Below are 19450 nucleotides of genomic sequence, written 5' to 3'. Positions count from 1 at the left end.
TATATTATTGAATACGGCGATTAACAAACATCATAGGGTCAATTTGCTGACCATTTTTCAGAACTTCGTAATGCACATGTGGCCCTGTCGAACGGCCTGTGTTGCCCATAATGGCAACTTCCTGGCCTTTGGTTACCATCTGTCCAACCTGAACAGTGGTCTCCTGAGCATGAGCATAACGGGTGCGATACCCATCACTATGCTCAATCTCAACCATTTTACCGTAACCAAAACGTTCACCAGCCCAGGTCACTATGCCACCTGCTGTTGCAAAAATAGAATCACCTTCTTTACCGGCAAAATCCACTCCACGGTGCACTGCGGGTTCACCACTGAAGGGGTCGCTACGTACGCCAAAACTGGAGGACAGGTAACCACTTAATACAGGGCGACCAGACAACTGAACGCTTTTTCCTATATGGTGATTCAAATCCAGAGATTCAAGCATGGCAAAGCGGGTTTGCTCGGACTGCAGATTTTGCTCCAGCTCATTAAGCTGCAACAATACCGCATTCAGTTCAGCCAGACTGATTTCAGTAGGAGTTTGTGCCGGGCCTCCCATAGCTGGAGTTTCGTGCAGATTAAACTCTTCCGTCGACAAATTGGCGGCATCAATTAAACGTTCACCAACCATATTCAGTCGGTTCACCTGAGCCTGCAGCGTGGCAACTTTAGCCGTTAATGCAGCCAGCTGATTTTCAGCACGGCGACGGATATCAGCAATTTCTTCTGTTTCTGCAGCGCGACTTAACTGCACTTTTTCAAGTTCAGCATTGCCTTGCTGAAATAAATTAGCAAAGGCAGCACCAGCACCAGAGGCGATGCAAAACAACAAGACGGCCGTGACTGTCAGTTGCGATGGCGTGCTGCCAAAGCTGAAGTGGCGATGTCGGCCACGATAGAAAACTGTTACACTCATGCAACCTCAGTATAAATTTATCAGTGAAGATGGCGCGCTATTCTCAGAAACCCGTGGATCTAAGTCAGTTGCTGCAACAAAGCTCTTTGTTGTCGACTATGCAGCACGCCGATCTGTTGCGCCAACTTAATACCGAATTAGCGCAGTTTCTGCAACTGGATCCATCCGGTTTTTGCAAAATTAGTACCATAAAAGCCGGTCGCTTAGTAATTTTGTGTCAATCACCCGCCTGGGCCACCCGGTTGAAAATGCAAAGAGAAGCCATTCTAGACAATTTCCGCCAGAAAATCTTGCCGGATTTGGCAGGGATAGACATTGAAGTCTCACCGAATACCCAACTGCAGTATGTCAAAGCGGAAGAAATCAAAACTGAAGGACCTAAAATCTCTGAACAAGCGGCGGTGTATTTACTGGCTTTAGCACAAAACAGTGAAGGTGAGTTAAAGCAGAAATTACAAAGGCTGGCAGAGCTGGCGCAAAGCCGCTCTGCCCCCAAGACTTAGGCCAGTTGAGGCGCTAAGTACGATATTGGCATTTGCGCTTCTTTATCGAAGCTGACAAATTCCCAGTTCGCCTGATCAGCCAGCACTGCAGACAATAACTGGTTATTTAAAGCGTGGCCCGTTTTATAAGAACGGAACTCGCCCAGAATGCTGTAACCGGCCATGTATAAATCACCGATTGCATCCAGAATTTTGTGTTTGATAAATTCGTCTTCGTAACGCAGACCGTCCTGGTTTAACACCCGGAACTCATCTAGTACGACGGCGTTATCAAAACTACCGCCTAACGCCAGATTATTGGCGCGTAAATATTCAATGTCCTGCAGGAAACCAAAAGTACGGGCACGGCTGATGTCTTTAATAAAAGACGCAGCAGAGAAGTCCAGCTTCATGCGCTGTTTAGTTTCAGAAATCACAGGGTGATCAAAGTCGATGGCAAAATCCATACGGAAACCGTGATGTGGCACAAACTCGGCCCACTTATCACCGTCTTCTACCCGTACTTTTTGCTTAATGCGGATAAACTTTTTGGCTTTTTTCTGTTCGCTGATACCGGCTTCCAGTAACAGGTAAACAAAAGGGTTGGCACTGCCATCCATAATTGGAATTTCAGCAGAGTCTACTTCGATAAACAGGTTATCGATACCTAAACCAGCCACTGCAGCCATTAAATGCTCAGTGGTGGACAGGCGTACGCCTTCGTCGTTGATCAAACACGTACACATTACTGTGTCGCCCACTAATTCAGGGGTGACTTTAAAATCAACGATCGGGTTCAGATCGACACGCCGGAATACAATACCGGTATTATCAGGAGCAGGCCGGAGAGTAAGCGTAACCTTTTCTCCCTTGTGTAAACCCACCCCGATCGAGCTGATTGATTTTGCAATGGTACGTTGTTTAATCATATTTTTTCCTGTTCAAATATTGAACAAATCCAAAATGGCGGCGAAGCATAACACAGCTGACCAGCTATGCCAACCTTTGAGCCTTTTGTCAGCTGACTAAAAATTAGTCAGCTTGTTTACGTAAAAACGCCGGAATATCGAAAATATCGATGTTCGCTTGTTTTTCCGCAACAGGTTTGTTTTGCGCTACAGGAGCTTCTAACGGCGCTTGTGACAAGTCACGGGCAGCGTTACCCTGATGATGCGCATAGCTTGTACCAGCATTGCCATAAACGTGCGCTGAACGAACTGGTTCATGACGGTGATTTGGTACCAGGCTGATATCAGGCTTACGCTCTGCACCTATACCTGTGGCAACCACAGTGACACGAAGTTCATCCGACATGTCAGGATCAATGACAGCACCTACAACCACAGTGGCATTTTCTGAAGCAAATGCTTTTACCGCATTACCTACAGTTTCAAACTCTTCAATGCTGATATCCAGGCCTGCAGTGATATTCACCAGAATACCCTTAGCACCTGATAAATCGATATCTTCCAGTAACGGGCTGGAAATCGCTTGTTCGGCGGCTTCTTCTGCACGATCCGGACCTGAAGCACGGCCAGTACCCATCATCGCAGTACCCATTTCTGACATCACAGTACGCACGTCGGCGAAGTCGACGTTAATCAGACCAGGACGAGTGATTAGCTCAGCAATACCTTGCACTGCACCTAACAACACGTTGTTGGCTGCTTTGAATGCATCCAGCAGGCTGGTGCCTTTGCCTAAGACTTTTAATAATTTGTCGTTAGGAATGGTGATCAGTGAATCGACATGTTTTGCCAGCTCAGCAATACCTTCGTCAGCATAAGCAGAACGCTTTTTACCTTCGAACGGGAATGGCTTAGTGACAACAGCCACAGTCAGAATACCCATTTCACGGGCTACTTCTGCCACTATTGGAGCAGCACCGGTACCAGTACCACCACCCATACCGGCAGCGATAAAGATCATGTCCGCGCCTTGCAGCGTTTTCTTGATCGTTTCACGGTCTTCTTCTGCAGAACGACGGCCTACATCAGGGTTAGCACCAGCGCCTAAACCTTTAGTCACGCCAGCACCCAGTTGCAGGGTCATATGGGCAGAAGAATTACGCAGCGCCTGCGCATCAGTATTGGCAGCAATAAACTCAACACCTTCGATGTTGCTTGCAACCATATACTCAACAGCGTTACCGCCACCACCACCAACACCTATTACTTTAATGACAGCTTCTTCGCTGTGGTTTTCCATTAACTCAAACATAGCTCTCTCTCCGTTTTAGTACGCTTACTCAAAAAAGTTAAAATTCGCCTTTAAACCAGCTGGTGAGACGTTTCACCATGCCGCCGACCGACTCGCGGGCAGCAACAGCTTTTTTCTGCTGGGTCCGCATGTCTTTTCCGTAAATCAATAAACCCACTACGCTGGCGTAGGCCGGGTCCTGTACATATTCTCTTAAACCTGTAATGCCAATCGGGTAACCCAACCGCACCGGCATCTGGAACACATCTTCAGCAAACTCAATAGCACCTTCCATTTTGGCGGTTCCACCGGTCAGCACTATGCCTGCGGCAATTTGTTCTTCCAGACCAGAGCTGCGGATTTCTTCCAGCACCAGTTCAAATAATTCCTGATAGCGCGGTTCTACCACTTCTGCCAGGGTATGGCGTGACATGCTGCGGGCCGGACGACCACCCACGCTTGGCACTTCAATGTTTTCTTCTTTACCTACCATGCTGCGCAGTGCACAGGCGTATTGCACTTTAATATCTTCGGCGTGGCCTAAAGGCGTGCGGAAGATTTTGGCAATATCGCTGGTGACCTGATTACCGGCCACCGGGATCACTGCGGTATGGCGCAAAGCACCATTGGTAAAGACCGAGATATCTATAGTGCCGCCACCCATATCGACAACGCAGACACCCAGCTCTTTTTCATCATCCGTCAGCACCGCATAGCTTGACGCCAATGAAGAGAAAATCAGCTGGTCGACATGCAGCTCGCAGCGCTCAGCACATTTTTCGATATTTTTTGCCATATCATTGGCACACGTGATGATGTGAGCCTTGGCTTCCATCCGCACCCCTGACATGCCGATTGGGCTCTTAATGCCTTCCTGCATGTCGACTGAAAATTCCTGTGGCAGCACATGCAACATGCGACGTTCAGCCGAAATAGGCACTGACTTGGCGGCATGAATGACGTTAATCACATCTTCAGCTGTCACTTCGGCATCATTGATTGGCACCATGCCACTTTCGTTCTGGCAACGAATATGTTTGCCGGTAATACCTAAATACACAGAAGACACGCGGCAATCGGCCATCAGTTCGGCTTCTTCCACGGCGCGGCGCACAGACTGCACCACCAGGTTCAGATCGTTGACACCACCTTTGTCCATACCACGGGCCACATGAGTCCCCACACCAACAATGCTTAATTGATTGTCAGCGGTAATCTCGCCCACTAAGGCTTTTACCTGTGCTGTGCCTATATCTAAGCCAACGATAAGATCACGTTCTGTCGACTTTGTCATCTTGTTCTCTTTGTTCTGGCGCTTCGACCCAACGTACAGCGACGCCTGTGTCATAACGCAAATCAACTTCGGCGACTGCCTGAGTTTTATGTTTACTAATCACAGGGTACAAATCGATAAACCGCTGCACCCGCTTTGCCGTATCTTCCCGGCCCAGAGTCAATTGAATGCCCTCTGCTAAATTCAGTTGCCAGGCTTGACGCTCTGACACTGTGAGTCCTGTTGCCGCATGCTGATGGACACTCAGCATTTGATTTAATTGATTGAACATGGTCAGTGCATCCTGCTCGGCCCCGTCCGGACCTTGTAACTTTGGCAATGGCTGCTTTAGTTCAGCAACAGGAGCGACAAAGATCTGACCTTGTTGATTGAGTAAATACTGGTCATTCCATACCGCGACTGGCTTATGTTCAGTCACCACCACCACGAGCGTATCAGGCCATTGTTTGCGCACGGCTGCCTGAGCTACCCAGGGTTGTTGCTGCAGAAACAGCTGCACCTGATCCACGTTCAAATTAAAAAAGTTACCCAGATACTGTTGTTGCAGCTTTTGATTTAACGCTGCAGCTTCAATCTGAGAAAAATCGCCATAAACCTTCACTTGCTGGATAGGTGCACTTTGTTGATCCTGACTCCAGAGCCAGATCTGATAGCCCATCCAGCAAACAAACCAGACGGCAAAACAGAAAAAGGCGACACCAGCCCAGAAGGCTTTATTGATAGGTGCGCTCACTGTCTTGCCGTTTTTGCTCATAAGGTCTGTTCTAAAATCTGCAGAACTAACTGCTCAAAACTTAAACCCGCCGCTTTAGCCGCCATAGGCACCAATGACTTCTCTGTCATGCCTGGCACAGTATTGACTTCCAGCAGATAGAAATTACCCTGCTCGTCCAGCATTGCATCAACACGACCCCAGCCTGACGCACCAACTGCAGTAAAGGCAGCAGCTGCAGTTTGTTGCAAAAAGGCAGTCTGATCGGCTGTCAAAGGCGCAGGACAAAGGTATTCAGTGCTGTTGGACTGATACTTGGCTTCATAATCATAAAAAGAGCGGGGAGTACGCATTTCCACCACTGGCAATGCTTTGCCATTGAGGATAGATACCGTAAATTCACGGCCCTGGATCCACTGTTCAACCAGTACATCTGAGTCGTATTTAGTCGCAACCGCCAATGCCTGTTCCAGTTCTTCGGCTGTGCTTGCTGCACTCATGCCGATACTGGAGCCTTCATTCGCTGGTTTCACCATCACTTTACCAGCTAATTGCTGCAAAATATCCTGATAATTCAGTTGTTTTCCAGCTTCAGCCACTAAAAATTTTGCTGTAGGTAAGCCTTGTGCCTGAAATAGCCATTTGCAGCGGATTTTGTCCATCGCCAGGGCTGAACCTAAAACGCGACTACCGGTGTAAGGTAAGCCCATCAGCTGCAATGCACCTTGCATAGTACCGTCTTCACCGCCACGGCCATGCAGTACGATAAATACCCGATCAAAACCAGCAGAAGTTAAAGCACTTAACGGCTGATCTTTTGGATCAAAAGCATGGGCGTCGACACCTTGCTTTTGCAAAGCGGCCAGCACAGCGGCACCTGAACGTAACGACACTTCACGTTCTGCCGAGGTTCCACCAAACATCACAGCTACTTTGCCAAATTTGCTGCTCATACTTCAAGCTCCCTCGTTTGGTTTTAATGCAGAAATTGCTAATTTAGATGCTGCTAGTTGTTTAGCCAGTGCCCCTATATTGCCAGCGCCCTGGGTCAGCAACACATCACCGTCCTGCAGCACATCAGCTAAAGCAGCGGGTAAATCAGCTGGTGTTGCTACATAAATAGGGTCCAACTGACCACGGGCACGAATAGAGCGGCATAAACTGCGGCTGTCAGCACCTGGGATAGCGGCTTCGCCTGCGGCATAAACTTCAAGCAACAACAATAAGTCGACTGACGACAGCACTTTAGCGAAATCTTCGTATAAATCACGGGTTCTGGTGTACCTGTGTGGCTGATACGCCATCACAATACGGCGCTCTGGCCAGGCGTTGCGTGCTGCAGCTAACGTAGCCGCCACTTCGCTTGGATGGTGGCCATAGTCATCGACCAGCAGCACCTTGCCACGGCCTGTGTCAAACTCGCCGTACTGCTCAAAGCGACGGCCTATACCTTCGAATTTTTTCAGCGCAGCCAAAATAGCAGGGGGTTCTATACCTTCATCTTTGGCCACTGCAAAAGCGGCGGTTGCATTTAATGCATTGTGGCGACCGGCTAAGTTCAACTCGATTTGGCTGGCTACACCGTTTTTATCGGTAATAACAAAATGGCTTTGAGTGCCGGTTTGACCGAAGTCGCTGATCACATAATCCGCATCTTCGCTAAAACCATAAGTAATGACAAAACGGCCAATCTGTGGGATCAGCTCACGCACCACGGCATCGTCGATACACATCACAGCGACACCATAAAATGGCAGGTTATGGCAAAACTCCAGATAGGTGGCTTTCATTTTTTCAAAGTCACCCTGATAAGTTTCCATATGATCAGGTTCGATATTGGTGATCACCGACGCCATAGGCTGTAAATGCAGGAAAGAGGCGTCGCTCTCGTCCGCTTCGGCAATTAAATAACGGCCAGCACCTAAACGTGCATTGGTGCCGGCAGAATTCAGTAAACCACCAATGACAAAAGTAGGATCTGTGCCCGCTTCAGCAAAAATAGAAGCTATTAAGCTGGTGGTGGTGGTTTTACCATGGGTACCGGCGATAGCAATACCATGGCGAAAACGCATGAGTTCAGCCAGCATTTCAGCACGGCGTACTACCGGAATACGGTGTTCAAGAGCAGCTGCCACTTCAGGGTTATCGGTTTTAATAGCACTGGAGACCACAACAACGCTAGCACCTTGGATGTTTTCAGCTTTATGGCCAATCACAATACAGGCACCTAACGAGGCCAAGCGGTCGACCACAGGGTTTGGAGCTATATCTGAACCTGAAACTTTATAACCTTCATTGACTAATACTTCAGCAATACCACCCATACCAGCGCCGCCGATCCCCACGAAGTGGATCCGCTCTACTCTGCGCATTGCATTTTTATTTTGTTGGTTGCTCATTTAGTCTTATCCATTACTTCACCACAGACTCTTACAACGTGTTCTGCGGCATCATCTATTGCTGTTCTGCGGGCATTATTTGCCAAATGACGCAGTGCACTTTTGTCCTGCAACCAGGACTGAAGTAAAGGCAACAACGCACCTTTACTGAATTCGTTTTGTGGCAGTAACACCGCCCCTTGTTTTTGCACTAACCAGCTGGCATTGGCGGTTTGGTGATCGTCAATAGCGGACGGTAAAGGTACAAAGACTGCCGCTACCCCGGCACAAGCCACTTCAGAGACGGTTAAAGCTCCGGCGCGGCAAATCACTAAATCAGCCCAGGTGTAAGCTGCCGCCATATCGTCAATAAAAGCGCTGGCACTAGCGTTTAACTCAGGTAAAACGGCATAGGCCTGCTTTACTTGCTGCTCCATCGCCTTGCCGGTCTGATGCCGTATTTCCAGTTCACCAAACTGTGCAGCCTGCGCAAACAAGGCCGGTAACTGCTGATTAAACACTTGCGCACCTAAACTGCCGCCTACCACTAACACTTTTAAGCTTGCTGTTGGCGTCTGCAGTTGTTTTTGGGCAGACACAGCCAGCACTTCAGCACGCACAGGATTACCCACTACTACTCTGTCTTTGCGATCAGCAAAGGCTTGTGGAAAAGCCACTAATACTTTTTTCGCAATGCGCGCCAACAGTCTGTTGGTGGTACCTGCGACTGCATTTTGCTCATGCACTATCAAAGGTTTACCCGCTAACCAGGCGGCTAAACCACCAGGTCCACTGGCATATCCGCCAAAACCTAACACTAGTTCTGGATTGAGTTGCTTCACCAAAGCCCGGGCCTGACTGACAGAGCGCCATAACATCAGCGGCGCTTTGAGCAGGCTCTTTACACCTTTACCGCGTAACCCAGCCACAGCAATGCTGTGAAAAGGGATACCAAACTGCGGTACCAAAGTCGCTTCCATCCGGTCCGCTGTACCCAGCCAATGAATAGTCCAGCCTTGTTGCTTTAATAGTTCAGCTACAGCTTTCGCAGGGAAAATATGCCCCCCGGTACCGCCTGCCATAATCAGCGCTGTTTTTTGCTGTTTACCAGCAGTCTGCATCAGCTCAGGCATGAGGACCTCCGCTGATGGCATGCCGACCTTTCAGTCGCACTTCAAAATCGATACGAATTAACAAAGCCGCCGCGACTAACATAATGATCAGACTACTACCGCCTGAACTGATAAAAGGCAAAGTTAAACCTTTAGTGGGTAAGACACCGCTCGCCACACCCACATTGACGCAGGTTTGAAAACCAATCCAAATCGCCAGGGCATAAGCTAAAAAGCCGTGAAAACTCATGCCTTTAAACAAGGCTTTGTTACCGATCCACAAGGCGCGACTGACCAATAAAAACAGCAGGCAAAGCACGACAAAAACCCCAATCAGGCCGGTTTCTTCGGCAATCACCGCAAAAATAAAGTCGGTATGGGCTTCGGGTAAATACTCGAGTTTTTGCACGCTGTTACCCAGGCCCTGACCAAACCAACTGCCACGGCCAAACGCCATCAGGGATTGGGTTAACTGATAGCCACTACCAAAAGGATCGGCCCATGGGTCTAAAAACGAAGTCACCCGGCGCCAGCGGTATTCGCTGTAGACAATCAACACGCCTATTGCAGCTAAACCGGTGAAAATCAGGCAAAAGAATTGCCATAATTTAGCGCCAGCTAAAAATAGCAGCACCACAGAAGTGGCAAACATCACTATCACTGTTCCCAGGTCAGGTTGCATTAACAGCAAAACCGCCAGAATAAACATAATGATCAGTGGCTTGATAAAGCCTTTAATGTTCTCTCTGACTTCCTCATGCTTACGTACCAGATAGCTGGACAGGTAGACAAAAAAGAATAACTTAGCAGGTTCAGCCGCCTGAATATTGATAGGACCCAATGCCAGCCAGCGAGTGGAACCATTGACATTACGACCAAACAATAACACCGCAATCAGCAGTACCAAGGCCAGCATCAATAGCAGTATATTGGTGTTATGCCACCAGGACACCGGCACATTGAGCACCATATAAGCTGCAGCAAAACCTATCAACAAATACACTAAATGTCGGATGGTAAAATGCAACGGATTGCCATGTAAGCGCTCAGCCACAGGCACTGAAGCGCTGGTGACCATAATAATGCCGACACCAAGCACCAGAACCAGCAGCACCATAAACAGTTTGTCGTAGCTATTGGCTTCGTCACGTTGCCACCACTGAGCTATAGCTGCAGTGGGTGAAGGGATCAGGTTGAGCAGCATTTGCTTCATAACCACACCTTCTGCACCGCTGCGGCAAATTGCTGGCCACGGTCTTCGTAATTTTTAAACATATCTAAACTGGCGCAGGCTGGTGATAACAACACCAGATCATCAGCAGTAGCCAGTTGCGCCGCAGTTTTGACCGCTGCCATTAAATCTTTCACTTCAAAACTGCCAGCTTTTAATGCAGCAATAGCTGGACCATCCTGCCCTAAGGTAATTAAGTGATCGACATCCGTATTCAGCACTGTGGCTAATTCGCTGAAATCAGCACCCTTGCCATCACCACCTGCTATTAAAATCAGTTTGCCCTTCACTTCTGCGCGCAAACCAGCAATAGCAGCCAAAGTTGCGCCGACATTAGTAGCTTTGGAGTCATTAACCCAACGCACGCCTTTATTATCCAGCACTAACTGGCAACGGTGTGGCAAGGAAACAAAGGTTTTTAATGCATCAATTAAACCAGCACGGCTTGCACCAGCGGCTAAAGCTAAAGCGCAGCTGGCCAAGGCATTAAACTGGTTATGCAGACCCACTATGGTCATGTCGCGCACCGGCATTAAAGGAGAGCCAGCTACTACTAACCAGCTCTCGCCCTGATGTTGAATCACGCCGTATTCAGAACCTGCTAAATCTAAAGCCAGAGCTGCCACTGAAGTTTGTGGTGTGGTCAAAGCATCGGCCTTATTGTAAATCGCCAGTTCAGTGCCCTGATAGACCCGTTGTTTCGATGCAGCATAAGCGGCCATAGTGCCGTATCTGTCCATATGATCTTCAGTCACATTGAGAATACAGGCCGCTTTGCTGTGTAATGAATGCGTGGTATCCAGTTGGAAGCTCGAGAGTTCCAACACAAACACTTCAGCATCACTTTGCAGCGCATCCAGAATAGGCAAACCAATATTGCCAGCTGCGACCGCCCGTAGGCCAGAGCACTGCAGCATATGCGCGGTTAAACTGGTGACTGTCGACTTACCATTAGAACCGGTGATAGCCAGCACTGGTTTTTGATTTTGCAGTGCAAACAGCTCGACATCACCAATCAGATGGGCGCCTTGCGCCAGGGCAAAACGTATAGCCGGGTGCTTAGGATCTAAGCCAGGACTCACGACTAACACGTCCATATGAGCCAGACGATTGGCATCCAGCTCACCTAAATAAATCCCGTCCACTTTGTCAGTTGGGATCTGTTCCAGCCCTGCCACTTTTAAGCGGGTATCCATCAGAACAGGTTTGACGCCTTGTTTCAGCAAAAAGCGTACTGTGGCCAGACCTGAAAGGCCTAGTCCTATCACAGCAACACGTTTTCCCTGAAACAACTTAGCGTTCATGTTTTATCTCAGTTTTAAAGTAGCTAAACCAATCAGCACAAAAATGACGGACAAGATCCAGAACCGCACTATAACGCGGGGCTCAGGCCAGCCTTTTAATTCGTAATGGTGGTGAATAGGTGCCATACGGAAAATTCGCTGGCCGCGTAATTTGTAAGAACCGACCTGCAAAATCACAGACACAGTTTCCATCACAAACACACCGCCCATAATAAAGAGCACAATTTCCTGACGGACTAAAATGGCAATCACACCCAGCACTGCCCCCAGGGCCAAAGAGCCTACATCGCCCATAAAAACCTGAGCCGGATAAGTGTTAAACCAGAGGAAACCCAGGCCAGCGCCTACTAATGCAGCACAAACCACTACCAGCTCACTGGCATGGGGCAGATAAGGAATATTCAGGTAATTGGCAAAATTCACGTTACCGCTGGCATAGGCAATGATGGCAAAAGCAAAAGCCACCATAATGGTTGGCACTATGGCTAAACCGTCTAAACCATCAGTTAAATTCACCGCGTTGCTGGTACCCACAATGACGAAGTAACACAAAGCAATAAAGATAAAGCCCAACTGTGGCAGCACATCTTTAATAAACGGCACCACTAAACTGGTTTCAGCCGGACGTTCTGCCGTGGCATACAGGAAAAATGCAATAGCCACAGCAAACAGGGATTGCCAGAAGTATTTCCACTTGGCAATAAGGCCTTTTGGATCTTTACGCACTACTTTGCGGTAATCGTCAATAAAACCAATCCAGCCAAAGCTGACCAGCGTAAAAATCACCACCCAGACATATTTATTCGCCAGGTCGGCCCATAACAGAATACTGGTTAGTACCGAACCTAAAATCAGCAAACCGCCCATAGTTGGGGTGCCTTTTTTCGAGAAGTGACTTTGCGGGCCATCATCCCGTACCGTTTGACCTATTTGCAGCAGCTGCAGTTTGGCGATCAGCTTAGGCCCCAGGTACAGGCTTAACATTAAAGCCGTTAAAATACCCAGAATAGACCTGAAGGTCAGGTAACTGAATACGTTAAAGGCATTGATATATTGAGTTAAATACTCGGCTAACCACACTAACATGGGCTGATCTCCTGCTGACATCTCTCTAGCAAGTCCTGCACGACCAATTCCATTTTGGCGCTGCGCGAACCTTTGACCAGCACAGTCGCATCGGACTGCTCATCAAGGATCGGGCTTAACTTTTGGATCAGTTGCTGACGGGAACTAAAATGGGCACCTTGGCCGTTAAATAAATCACTGGCGCTCTGTGATAACACACCCAGGGTGAATAACAGATTAATCCCCTTTTGTTTGGCGTATAAACCTACTTCTTCATGATACAAACGGGCATCAGCGCCCAGTTCGCCCATATCACCAAAAACTAAAACTCTAAAGCCAGGATAAGTGGCTAATAAGTCGATGGCGGCTTTGGTCGATTCAGAATTCGCATTGTAGGTATCGTCAATCAGCCGCAACTTATCGCTGGCTTGCGTGACATTAATACGGCCTTTGACTGGCTTCATTGCCGCTAAACCTAACTGCACATCAGTAAGGCTGGCACCTAAGGTCAAAGTGGCGGCAGCAGCAGCTAACGCATTGGCGACATTGTGTTTACCAGGCAATACCAGCTGAATAAAAATCCGGCCTTGTGGGCAAACTAAATCAAAACTGGCACAACCCTGTTCATTCAGCACTATATGTTCAGCGCTGAAATCAGCGGCTTGAGTACTGCTGAAAGTCAGTACCTTTTTGTCCTGTAAACGTTTTAACCAATACCCGGAAAACTCGCTGTCCAGCGGCACTATAGCCACACCATCTGAGCCCAAAGAGCCATAAATTTCGCCTTTGGCCCGGGCGACACCAAACAAATCGCCAAAGCCTTCCAAATGAGCGGCTGCCACATTGGTGATAATGGACACTTCAGGTTTTACTAAAGACGAGGTATAAGCAATTTCACCTAAATGATTAGCGCCAAGCTCCATCACAGCATACTGGTGCTGCTCTGTTAAACGTAATAAGGTTAAAGGCGCACCGATATCGTTATTAAAGTTACCGGCGGTCGCCAGTACATTACCGATGCGGTCCAAAATAGCAGCCATCATTTCTTTGACTGTGGTTTTACCTACACTGCCTGTGACAGCCACAGACTTAGGATTGACCTTGTGTTTTACCGCAGCGCCTAAAGCTCCCAACGCCAATCGGGTATCGGCAACAATAATTTGCGGCACAGCAAGGTCCAACTGCTGCTCTACAATCAAAGCCACAGCGCCCTTGGCAATCACGTCGGCGGCAAACTGATGACCGTCAAAGTTCGGGCCTTTTAAGGCAATAAATAAATCGCCCTGATTGATATTGCGGCTGTCTGTACTGACGCTTTGGATCTGAATATCAGCGCCAACCAGTTGTCCCTGCACTAACTGTGCTATTTCTTTTGTTTGTAAAGGGATCATAAAGCAGTCTCCGTCACCAGTTGTCTGACAAAGGCACGTTCGTCGTAGGGTAAAACTTCATGGCCAATGATTTGATAATCTTCATGCCCTTTGCCAGCGATCAGCACCAGATCACCGGTTTTGGCTTGTTCTAAAGCAGTACGTATCGCTGTTTTACGATCAGTAATCAGCTGATACTGCTGCTCTGTGCAGCCTGCTGCTATATCCAGACAAATCGCCATCACATCTTCAGTGCGTGGGTTATCTGCCGTGATAATCAGCTGATCCGCTAATCGCTCTGCGATTGCCCCCATTAAAGGACGTTTGCCTTTGTCGCGGTCGCCACCACAACCAAACACCACCCAAAGCTGGCCCTGACAATGGTGACGAACTGCGATTAAGCTTTGTTCCAGCGCATCCGGCGTATGGGCATAATCCACCACAGCCATCACCTTGCGACGTGCTTGATAAAACTGCTCGATACGGCCCGGTACACTGCTCAATTGCTGCACAGCCCGGACTAAAGCCTCAAAGCTATAACCTAACTGCAGCATGGCGCCCATGGCCGCTAATACGTTTTGAATATTAAATTCACCCAGCACTTTCAGTTGCAGCTGCTGTTGACCTAAATGGCTGGTTAAACGGAACTGATAACCTTGCGGGGTAATTTCCAATTGGTCATAAGCTAAATATTCGTTATAGCCAACACAATCTTTTAACTGACCATAAGCCAGTACAGGCAGAGTGCAGTCCGCAGCTAATTGGCGACCAAACTCATCGGAAACATTAATCACAGCTGTTTTGGCTAAATCCGCTTGAAACAACAAAGCCTTGGCTTCGCCGTAGGCTTGCATAGTGCCGTGATAATCCAGGTGATCGCGGGTTAAATTGGTAAACACAGCCACTTCAAACTGCAGACCAGCGACACGCTGTTGCACTAAGGCATGCGAAGATACTTCCATCGCCACCAGCGTATCGCCTTGAACAGCTTTTGTGCTCTGGATGCTATGCAGAATACGGTGAATATCCACCAGATGTGGTGTGGTGTTATTCAGTGGCGTCAGATGACGATAATCACCATAACCCAAAGTGCCAATCACGGCGCCTGGTTGCTGTAACAACACGGCCAGCTGATTGACAAAAATAGCAGTACTGGATTTACCGTTGGTGCCGGTAATACCCACCAGTTTTTGAGCATCATGCGGATAAAAAGCTGCTGCTAAAGCGCTCAGCAGTTCAACTAGCTGAGGTACAACTACAATACGCTGATCATTCAGCGCAGGCTGAGTATCAGTCAGCACTAACACTGCACCTGCTGCTAAAGCTTTTTCAATAAACTGATTACCATGAGTCTTAGTGCCAGGCAGGGCCAGAAACGCATCGCCCTTTTGCACTTCAGCGCTATTGATACGTAAATGCTGTAATGGCAAAGCTGCGATTGACACTGGCAGCTGGATTTTAAAAGGAGTCAGCCACTGCTGCAGTAAGTTAGCCGGCATTAGGCACCCCACTGACTTTGGTAATACGACTGTCGTTGGCATCTGGCGCTATATTGAGTAACTGCAACGCAGCGCCAGAGACTGCTGAGAATACAGGAGCGGCCACTTCACCACCGTAGTAATAATCACCGCTGGGTTCATTAATAATCACCACCACAGCAATACGAGGGTTTGAAATAGGAGCAATACCAGCGAAAGATCCAATGTAATCATCGCTGTAACCACGAATACCAGCTTTTTTCGCAGTCCCTGTTTTACCACCTACACGGTAACCCGGCACCGCAGCTTTTTTCGCACTACCGCCAGGCCCAACCACAGCTTCCAGCATGGCAACCATGTTGTCAGCATGCTCTTCGCTGACCACTCGTTCCCCTAAAGGCTTTTTATGACTTTTGAAAATAGATAACGGATAAGACACACCGCCATTGGCGATAGTGGCGTAAATACGAGCCAGCTGCACCGCATTGACCGTAAAGCTATAACCAAAAGAGATAGTGGCTAACGCGTGCTCGCCCCAACGGCGCTGTTCACGCAGGACCCCAGGAGTCTCGCCAGTCAGGCCTAAACCTGTTTCTGAACCCACACCCATCTTGTAATACATATCAAGAAACTTGTCAGTTGGCAGACCCAAAGCTAAACGCGTCACCCCTATGTTACTGGATTTGCGCATAATGCCGGTTAAATCTAAATCGCCGTAGCCATTGATATCCCGCACTAAACGACCGCCAATACGCACCGGGCCATAACCTGTTGAAATAACGGTATCCATAGTCGCTGTACCATTCTCCAAAGCCGCTAATACAGGCAAGGGTTTGATGGTAGAACCTGGCTCGAACGTATCGGTAATAGCACGATTCCGATATCTGTTGCTGTCGGTATTTTTTCTGTTATTTGGGTTGTACGAAGGTGCATTAGCCAGCGCCAGCACTTCACCGTTATGCACATCCACGACCACCACAGAACCAGAAGTCGCGCCAAACTGCATCACAGCTTTTTTCAGTTCACGGTAGGCTACGGCCTGAATACGCTGGTCGATACTCAATTGAATATTATTCGACGCCTGGCCATCGGTTTGTGACAGCACTTCAATTTCACGGCCTTTGGCATCTTTACGTATGGTTTTTAGTGCAGGTTTACCGGTTAACACGTCGTTAAACTGCCGCTCAATACCTTCCATGCCCTGATCGTCGACATTGGTAAAACCTAACAAATGTGCAGTCACTTCACCGGCAGGATAATAACGGCGTGATTCCTGCTGAAAGGCAATGCCCGGAATTTTCAACTGTTTGATGTAATCGACAGTAGCGGGACTGGCCTGACGTTGCAGATAAACAAAACGTTTGGAGTCATCGGCACCAATTTTATCCGACAGTTGCTGCGGACTGATCTGCAGCATATCGGCCAGCGCATGCCAACGACGTTCATCAATTTTGTGTCTGTTGCGGATCACCAGTTGCGGGTCTGCCCAAATCGACTGAACTGGCACACTAACAGCCAGTTCTTCGCCGTTACGGTCTAAAATCATGCCACGCATCGCAGCGTCAGATTTTACCCTTAAGGTCCGCATATCGCCCTGTTCCAGCAGCATTTCAGGTTCTAACACCTGCAAGTAAGCCGCACGGATAATCAGGCCACCGAATACTGCAAATAAGGACACAATCACAAAAGCAAAACGCCAACTGATGACAGTCGGCTGTTGATTCTTTTTTGCCTGCTTTTTAGGTGCTGCGGGTTTCTTTATCATGGTTCCTGCACCACCACATCTTGCGGGCCGCTGGGCCTGACCATATTCAGTTTGGTCGCTGCCAGCTCTTCCACCCTGCTGTGTTCAGACAAGGCCCTTTGCTCCAGCAATAAATTACGCCACTCCATTTCTAAGGTGTCGCGTTGTTGCAAAATTCTATCTTCATACATGGTTAGCTGGCGGTTCATATGAGTGAACTCCACCACGGCTAAAGCTGAGCCTAAACAGCATAGGATCAACACCAGCAGAAATTTATGCTGCCAGATGTCGCTTACAATCAGACGGTTCAGTTTGATGGCGCTCATGCGGTTTTCTCCGCTATACGCAATACAGCACTGCGAGCTCTGACGTTGTGTTCCAGCTCGGCATCAGACGGCATAATGGCTTTGCCAATTAGCTTTAACGGGGTATACAGATTCAGTTGATCTTGCGTTAATGGCAAACCTTTAGGAATGGCAGCGCCTTTGCTTTTTAAGCGCATAAACTGTTTCACCATCCGATCTTCCAGCGAATGGAAGCTAATCACTGTTAAACGGCCGCCAGGTTTTAACACCTGCACAGCAGCATCCAGTGCAGTTTTGATCTGATCCAGTTCGCTGTTGATATAAATGCGAATGCCCTGAAAACTGCGTGTCGCAGGATGCTTTTTCTCTTTATGGCTTTTTGGCACCACTGTGCTGATTAAGCTGGCCAGTTGAGCTGTGCGGGTCAGTGGTTGCTCACTGCGGCTATCCACTATGGCATTGGCAATACGCCAGGCTGATTTTTCTTCGCCATATTCGCGTAATACAAAAGTAATGTCTTCCACATCGGCTTTAGCCAGCCAGTCAGCAGCAGAGATACCTGATGTAGGGTCCATCCGCATATCCAGCGGGCCATCACGCATAAAGCTGAAACCACGTTCAGCATCATCGAGCTGAGGTGAAGACACACCTAAATCCAGCAGTATGCCGTCCACTTTGCCGCTAATGCCGTGGTCTTCAGCGATTTGGGCCAAAGCAGCAAAAGGACTGTGGGTAATAGAAAAACGCGGATCGGCTAATAAAGGCTCTGCGGCGGCAATAGCAGCAGGATCGCGATCGATAGCATACAAACGGCCTTGTTCGCCTAATTTGGATAAAATCACTCTGCTATGACCACCACGGCCAAAAGTACCGTCGAGATAAATCCCGTCGGGTTTAATGGCTAATCCGTCTATGGTCTCGGCCAATAGCACGGAGATATGGGCGCTTTGCTCCATCAGAGTACAAAATCCTGCAGCCGCTCGGAGATCTCAGCATCAGCAGACATATCACGTTCGATTGCCATATCTTCGGCAACACGTTTGTTCCATGTCTCTTCGTCCCAAATCTCGAATTTGTTAAGTTGTCCGACTAAGCGGATGTTTTTTGTCAGACTGGCATGGCTTCTTAGTGGCGCAGGTAATAGAATGCGGCCGCTTTTATCCATGTCACAATCCGACGCGTGGCCTATCAATAAACGTTTGAAGCGCAACTCTTGTGGGTTTTGGTTGGATAAACGCTGCAGTTGTTCTGCAACGTCTTCCCATTCAGGTAATGGATAGAGCAGCAAGCAAGGATCTTTGGTGTGAATAGTACAAACCATGGCCCCTTCAGCATCAGCAAATAAGGTATCGCGGTAACGCGTTGGTAGCGCTAACCGACCCTTATCATCCAATGTTAAAGAAAACGACCCACGGAACATGTTAATCCCACTTTCTTGTTGTTTGATCCTGATATTTGATCCACAAATACCCACAATTTCCCACTGATGTACAGTTTAGGGCTGCAGAAGAAAGCTTGTCAAGGTGAAAACCCCTTTGTTTGATCTTGATAGATCCAGTAAAAACAAGGCTTAGCGCGAAGATCCTGATTTCTGTGGGAAAAAGTGGAAGAAAAAAACTTTAAAATACTTTGAAATTTTTTATTAAGTTACGCATAACCAACCTTCTTAGACTAACGACCATAGGTATGCGACCAAGCTGCATCTCCTCACCTGGAGGCATCCATTTCTGAAATCAAAAAAATCAAATAACTCTATGATTCTATTTGATAAAAAAAAGATACTTATCCATGAATACTTAAAGAGAACAAGGTAAAGGCTAAAAAACACAATAACTGACAACAACGAAGATCAAAGCT

General features: G+C 48.1%; 18 protein-coding genes. 1 reads left to right on the top strand and 17 read right to left on the bottom strand.

Annotated features, from left to right (window positions below):
* Positions 1–4: 4 nt before the first annotated feature.
* Positions 5–919, bottom strand: coding sequence for a M23 family metallopeptidase (locus IEW88_RS06770; RefSeq protein WP_147903579.1), 915 nt, complete (start codon positions 917–919; stop codon positions 5–7).
* 29 nt (positions 920–948) lie between these two features.
* On the opposite strand from IEW88_RS06770, the gene IEW88_RS06765 reads away from it, so the two are divergent.
* Positions 949–1422, top strand: a complete 474-nt coding sequence (locus tag IEW88_RS06765; RefSeq protein WP_147903578.1) for a DUF721 domain-containing protein — start codon at positions 949–951, stop codon at positions 1420–1422.
* Here IEW88_RS06765 and lpxC read toward each other — a convergent pair.
* From lpxC to mraZ, 16 genes are all read right to left on the bottom strand, one after another.
* A complete protein-coding gene (gene lpxC / locus IEW88_RS06760; RefSeq protein ID WP_053424147.1) occupies positions 1419–2330 on the bottom strand; it encodes a UDP-3-O-acyl-N-acetylglucosamine deacetylase in 912 nt (303 codons plus the stop codon). The genes IEW88_RS06765 and lpxC overlap by 4 nt on opposite strands.
* Before the next feature lie 103 nt (positions 2331–2433).
* Entirely contained in the window at positions 2434–3621 is a 1188-nt protein-coding gene (gene ftsZ, locus IEW88_RS06755) for a cell division protein FtsZ (protein ID WP_053424146.1), read from the bottom strand.
* Between the two features lie 37 nt (positions 3622–3658).
* A complete protein-coding gene (gene ftsA / locus IEW88_RS06750) occupies positions 3659–4894 on the bottom strand; it encodes a cell division protein FtsA (RefSeq protein ID WP_053424145.1) in 1236 nt (411 codons plus the stop codon).
* The gene (locus IEW88_RS06745; protein ID WP_229670334.1) at positions 4872–5627 is read right to left on the bottom strand and encodes a cell division protein FtsQ/DivIB; all 756 of its coding nucleotides are present in this window, start codon (positions 5625–5627) and stop codon (positions 4872–4874) included. The genes ftsA and IEW88_RS06745 overlap by 23 nt, the downstream gene beginning before the upstream one ends.
* Positions 5628–5644: 17 nt before the next feature.
* Positions 5645–6559 (bottom strand): D-alanine--D-alanine ligase, encoded by a 915-nt coding sequence (locus tag IEW88_RS06740; RefSeq protein WP_147903576.1) that lies wholly within the window; start codon positions 6557–6559, stop codon positions 5645–5647.
* Positions 6560–6562: 3 nt separating this feature from the next.
* A complete protein-coding gene (gene murC, locus IEW88_RS06735) occupies positions 6563–8005 on the bottom strand; it encodes a UDP-N-acetylmuramate--L-alanine ligase (protein ID WP_147903575.1) in 1443 nt (480 codons plus the stop codon).
* Positions 8002–9117, bottom strand: a complete 1116-nt coding sequence (gene murG, locus IEW88_RS06730) for an undecaprenyldiphospho-muramoylpentapeptide beta-N-acetylglucosaminyltransferase (protein WP_147903574.1) — start codon at positions 9115–9117, stop codon at positions 8002–8004. The genes murC and murG overlap by 4 nt, the downstream gene beginning before the upstream one ends.
* Entirely contained in the window at positions 9110–10309 is a 1200-nt protein-coding gene (gene ftsW / locus IEW88_RS06725; RefSeq protein WP_147903573.1) for a putative lipid II flippase FtsW, read from the bottom strand. The genes murG and ftsW overlap by 8 nt, the downstream gene beginning before the upstream one ends.
* Positions 10306–11631, bottom strand: a complete 1326-nt coding sequence (gene murD, locus IEW88_RS06720) for a UDP-N-acetylmuramoyl-L-alanine--D-glutamate ligase (RefSeq protein ID WP_147903572.1) — start codon at positions 11629–11631, stop codon at positions 10306–10308. Before murD ends, ftsW begins: the two co-directional genes overlap by 4 nt.
* Positions 11632–11634: 3 nt before the next feature.
* The gene (mraY, locus tag IEW88_RS06715) at positions 11635–12717 is read right to left on the bottom strand and encodes a phospho-N-acetylmuramoyl-pentapeptide-transferase (protein WP_053424140.1); all 1083 of its coding nucleotides are present in this window, start codon (positions 12715–12717) and stop codon (positions 11635–11637) included.
* A complete protein-coding gene (locus IEW88_RS06710) occupies positions 12711–14087 on the bottom strand; it encodes a UDP-N-acetylmuramoyl-tripeptide--D-alanyl-D-alanine ligase (RefSeq protein ID WP_147903571.1) in 1377 nt (458 codons plus the stop codon). Before IEW88_RS06710 ends, mraY begins: the two co-directional genes overlap by 7 nt.
* On the bottom strand, positions 14084–15565 hold the full coding sequence (locus tag IEW88_RS06705; protein ID WP_147903570.1) for a UDP-N-acetylmuramoyl-L-alanyl-D-glutamate--2,6-diaminopimelate ligase: 1482 nt from the start codon (positions 15563–15565) through the stop codon (positions 14084–14086). The genes IEW88_RS06710 and IEW88_RS06705 overlap by 4 nt, the downstream gene beginning before the upstream one ends.
* On the bottom strand, positions 15555–17309 hold the full coding sequence (locus tag IEW88_RS06700) for a penicillin-binding transpeptidase domain-containing protein (protein WP_185148557.1): 1755 nt from the start codon (positions 17307–17309) through the stop codon (positions 15555–15557). Before IEW88_RS06700 ends, IEW88_RS06705 begins: the two co-directional genes overlap by 11 nt.
* Positions 17306–17614: a cell division protein FtsL gene (gene ftsL, locus IEW88_RS06695; RefSeq protein ID WP_147903569.1), complete on the bottom strand. Its 309-nt coding sequence runs from the start codon at positions 17612–17614 to the stop codon at positions 17306–17308. The genes IEW88_RS06700 and ftsL overlap by 4 nt, the downstream gene beginning before the upstream one ends.
* Positions 17611–18549, bottom strand: a complete 939-nt coding sequence (rsmH, locus tag IEW88_RS06690) for a 16S rRNA (cytosine(1402)-N(4))-methyltransferase RsmH (RefSeq protein WP_147903568.1) — start codon at positions 18547–18549, stop codon at positions 17611–17613. The genes ftsL and rsmH overlap by 4 nt, the downstream gene beginning before the upstream one ends.
* Positions 18549–19013 (bottom strand): division/cell wall cluster transcriptional repressor MraZ, encoded by a 465-nt coding sequence (gene mraZ / locus IEW88_RS06685; protein ID WP_053424135.1) that lies wholly within the window; start codon positions 19011–19013, stop codon positions 18549–18551. Before mraZ ends, rsmH begins: the two co-directional genes overlap by 1 nt.
* Positions 19014–19450: the final 437 nt, after the last annotated feature.

It is taken from the genome of Rheinheimera tangshanensis (genome assembly GCF_014645135.1).
Taxonomy (GTDB): domain Bacteria; phylum Pseudomonadota; class Gammaproteobacteria; order Enterobacterales; family Alteromonadaceae; genus Pararheinheimera; species Pararheinheimera tangshanensis.
The sequence above is the reverse complement of the archived record's forward strand: the minus strand, read 5'-3'. Positions and strand labels throughout refer to the sequence as shown.

What these genes read in the sequence shown, in the direction of transcription:
- IEW88_RS06770 (WP_147903579.1), bottom strand. Translation starts at nt 919, where the DNA reads ATGAGTGTAACAGTTTTCTATCGTGGCCGACATCGCCACTTCAGCTTT.
- IEW88_RS06765 (WP_147903578.1), top strand. Translation starts at nt 949, where the DNA reads ATGGCGCGCTATTCTCAGAAACCCGTGGATCTAAGTCAGTTGCTGCAA.
- lpxC (WP_053424147.1), bottom strand. Translation starts at nt 2,330, where the DNA reads ATGATTAAACAACGTACCATTGCAAAATCAATCAGCTCGATCGGGGTG.
- ftsZ (WP_053424146.1), bottom strand. Translation starts at nt 3,621, where the DNA reads ATGTTTGAGTTAATGGAAAACCACAGCGAAGAAGCTGTCATTAAAGTA.
- ftsA (WP_053424145.1), bottom strand. Translation starts at nt 4,894, where the DNA reads ATGACAAAGTCGACAGAACGTGATCTTATCGTTGGCTTAGATATAGGC.
- IEW88_RS06740 (WP_147903576.1), bottom strand. Translation starts at nt 6,559, where the DNA reads ATGAGCAGCAAATTTGGCAAAGTAGCTGTGATGTTTGGTGGAACCTCG.
- murC (WP_147903575.1), bottom strand. Translation starts at nt 8,005, where the DNA reads ATGAGCAACCAACAAAATAAAAATGCAATGCGCAGAGTAGAGCGGATC.
- murG (WP_147903574.1), bottom strand. Translation starts at nt 9,117, where the DNA reads ATGCCTGAGCTGATGCAGACTGCTGGTAAACAGCAAAAAACAGCGCTG.
- ftsW (WP_147903573.1), bottom strand. Translation starts at nt 10,309, where the DNA reads ATGAAGCAAATGCTGCTCAACCTGATCCCTTCACCCACTGCAGCTATA.
- murD (WP_147903572.1), bottom strand. Translation starts at nt 11,631, where the DNA reads ATGAACGCTAAGTTGTTTCAGGGAAAACGTGTTGCTGTGATAGGACTA.
- mraY (WP_053424140.1), bottom strand. Translation starts at nt 12,717, where the DNA reads ATGTTAGTGTGGTTAGCCGAGTATTTAACTCAATATATCAATGCCTTT.
- IEW88_RS06710 (WP_147903571.1), bottom strand. Translation starts at nt 14,087, where the DNA reads ATGATCCCTTTACAAACAAAAGAAATAGCACAGTTAGTGCAGGGACAA.
- IEW88_RS06705 (WP_147903570.1), bottom strand. Translation starts at nt 15,565, where the DNA reads ATGCCGGCTAACTTACTGCAGCAGTGGCTGACTCCTTTTAAAATCCAG.
- IEW88_RS06700 (WP_185148557.1), bottom strand. Translation starts at nt 17,309, where the DNA reads ATGATAAAGAAACCCGCAGCACCTAAAAAGCAGGCAAAAAAGAATCAA.
- ftsL (WP_147903569.1), bottom strand. Translation starts at nt 17,614, where the DNA reads ATGAGCGCCATCAAACTGAACCGTCTGATTGTAAGCGACATCTGGCAG.
- rsmH (WP_147903568.1), bottom strand. Translation starts at nt 18,549, where the DNA reads ATGGAGCAAAGCGCCCATATCTCCGTGCTATTGGCCGAGACCATAGAC.
- mraZ (WP_053424135.1), bottom strand. Translation starts at nt 19,013, where the DNA reads ATGTTCCGTGGGTCGTTTTCTTTAACATTGGATGATAAGGGTCGGTTA.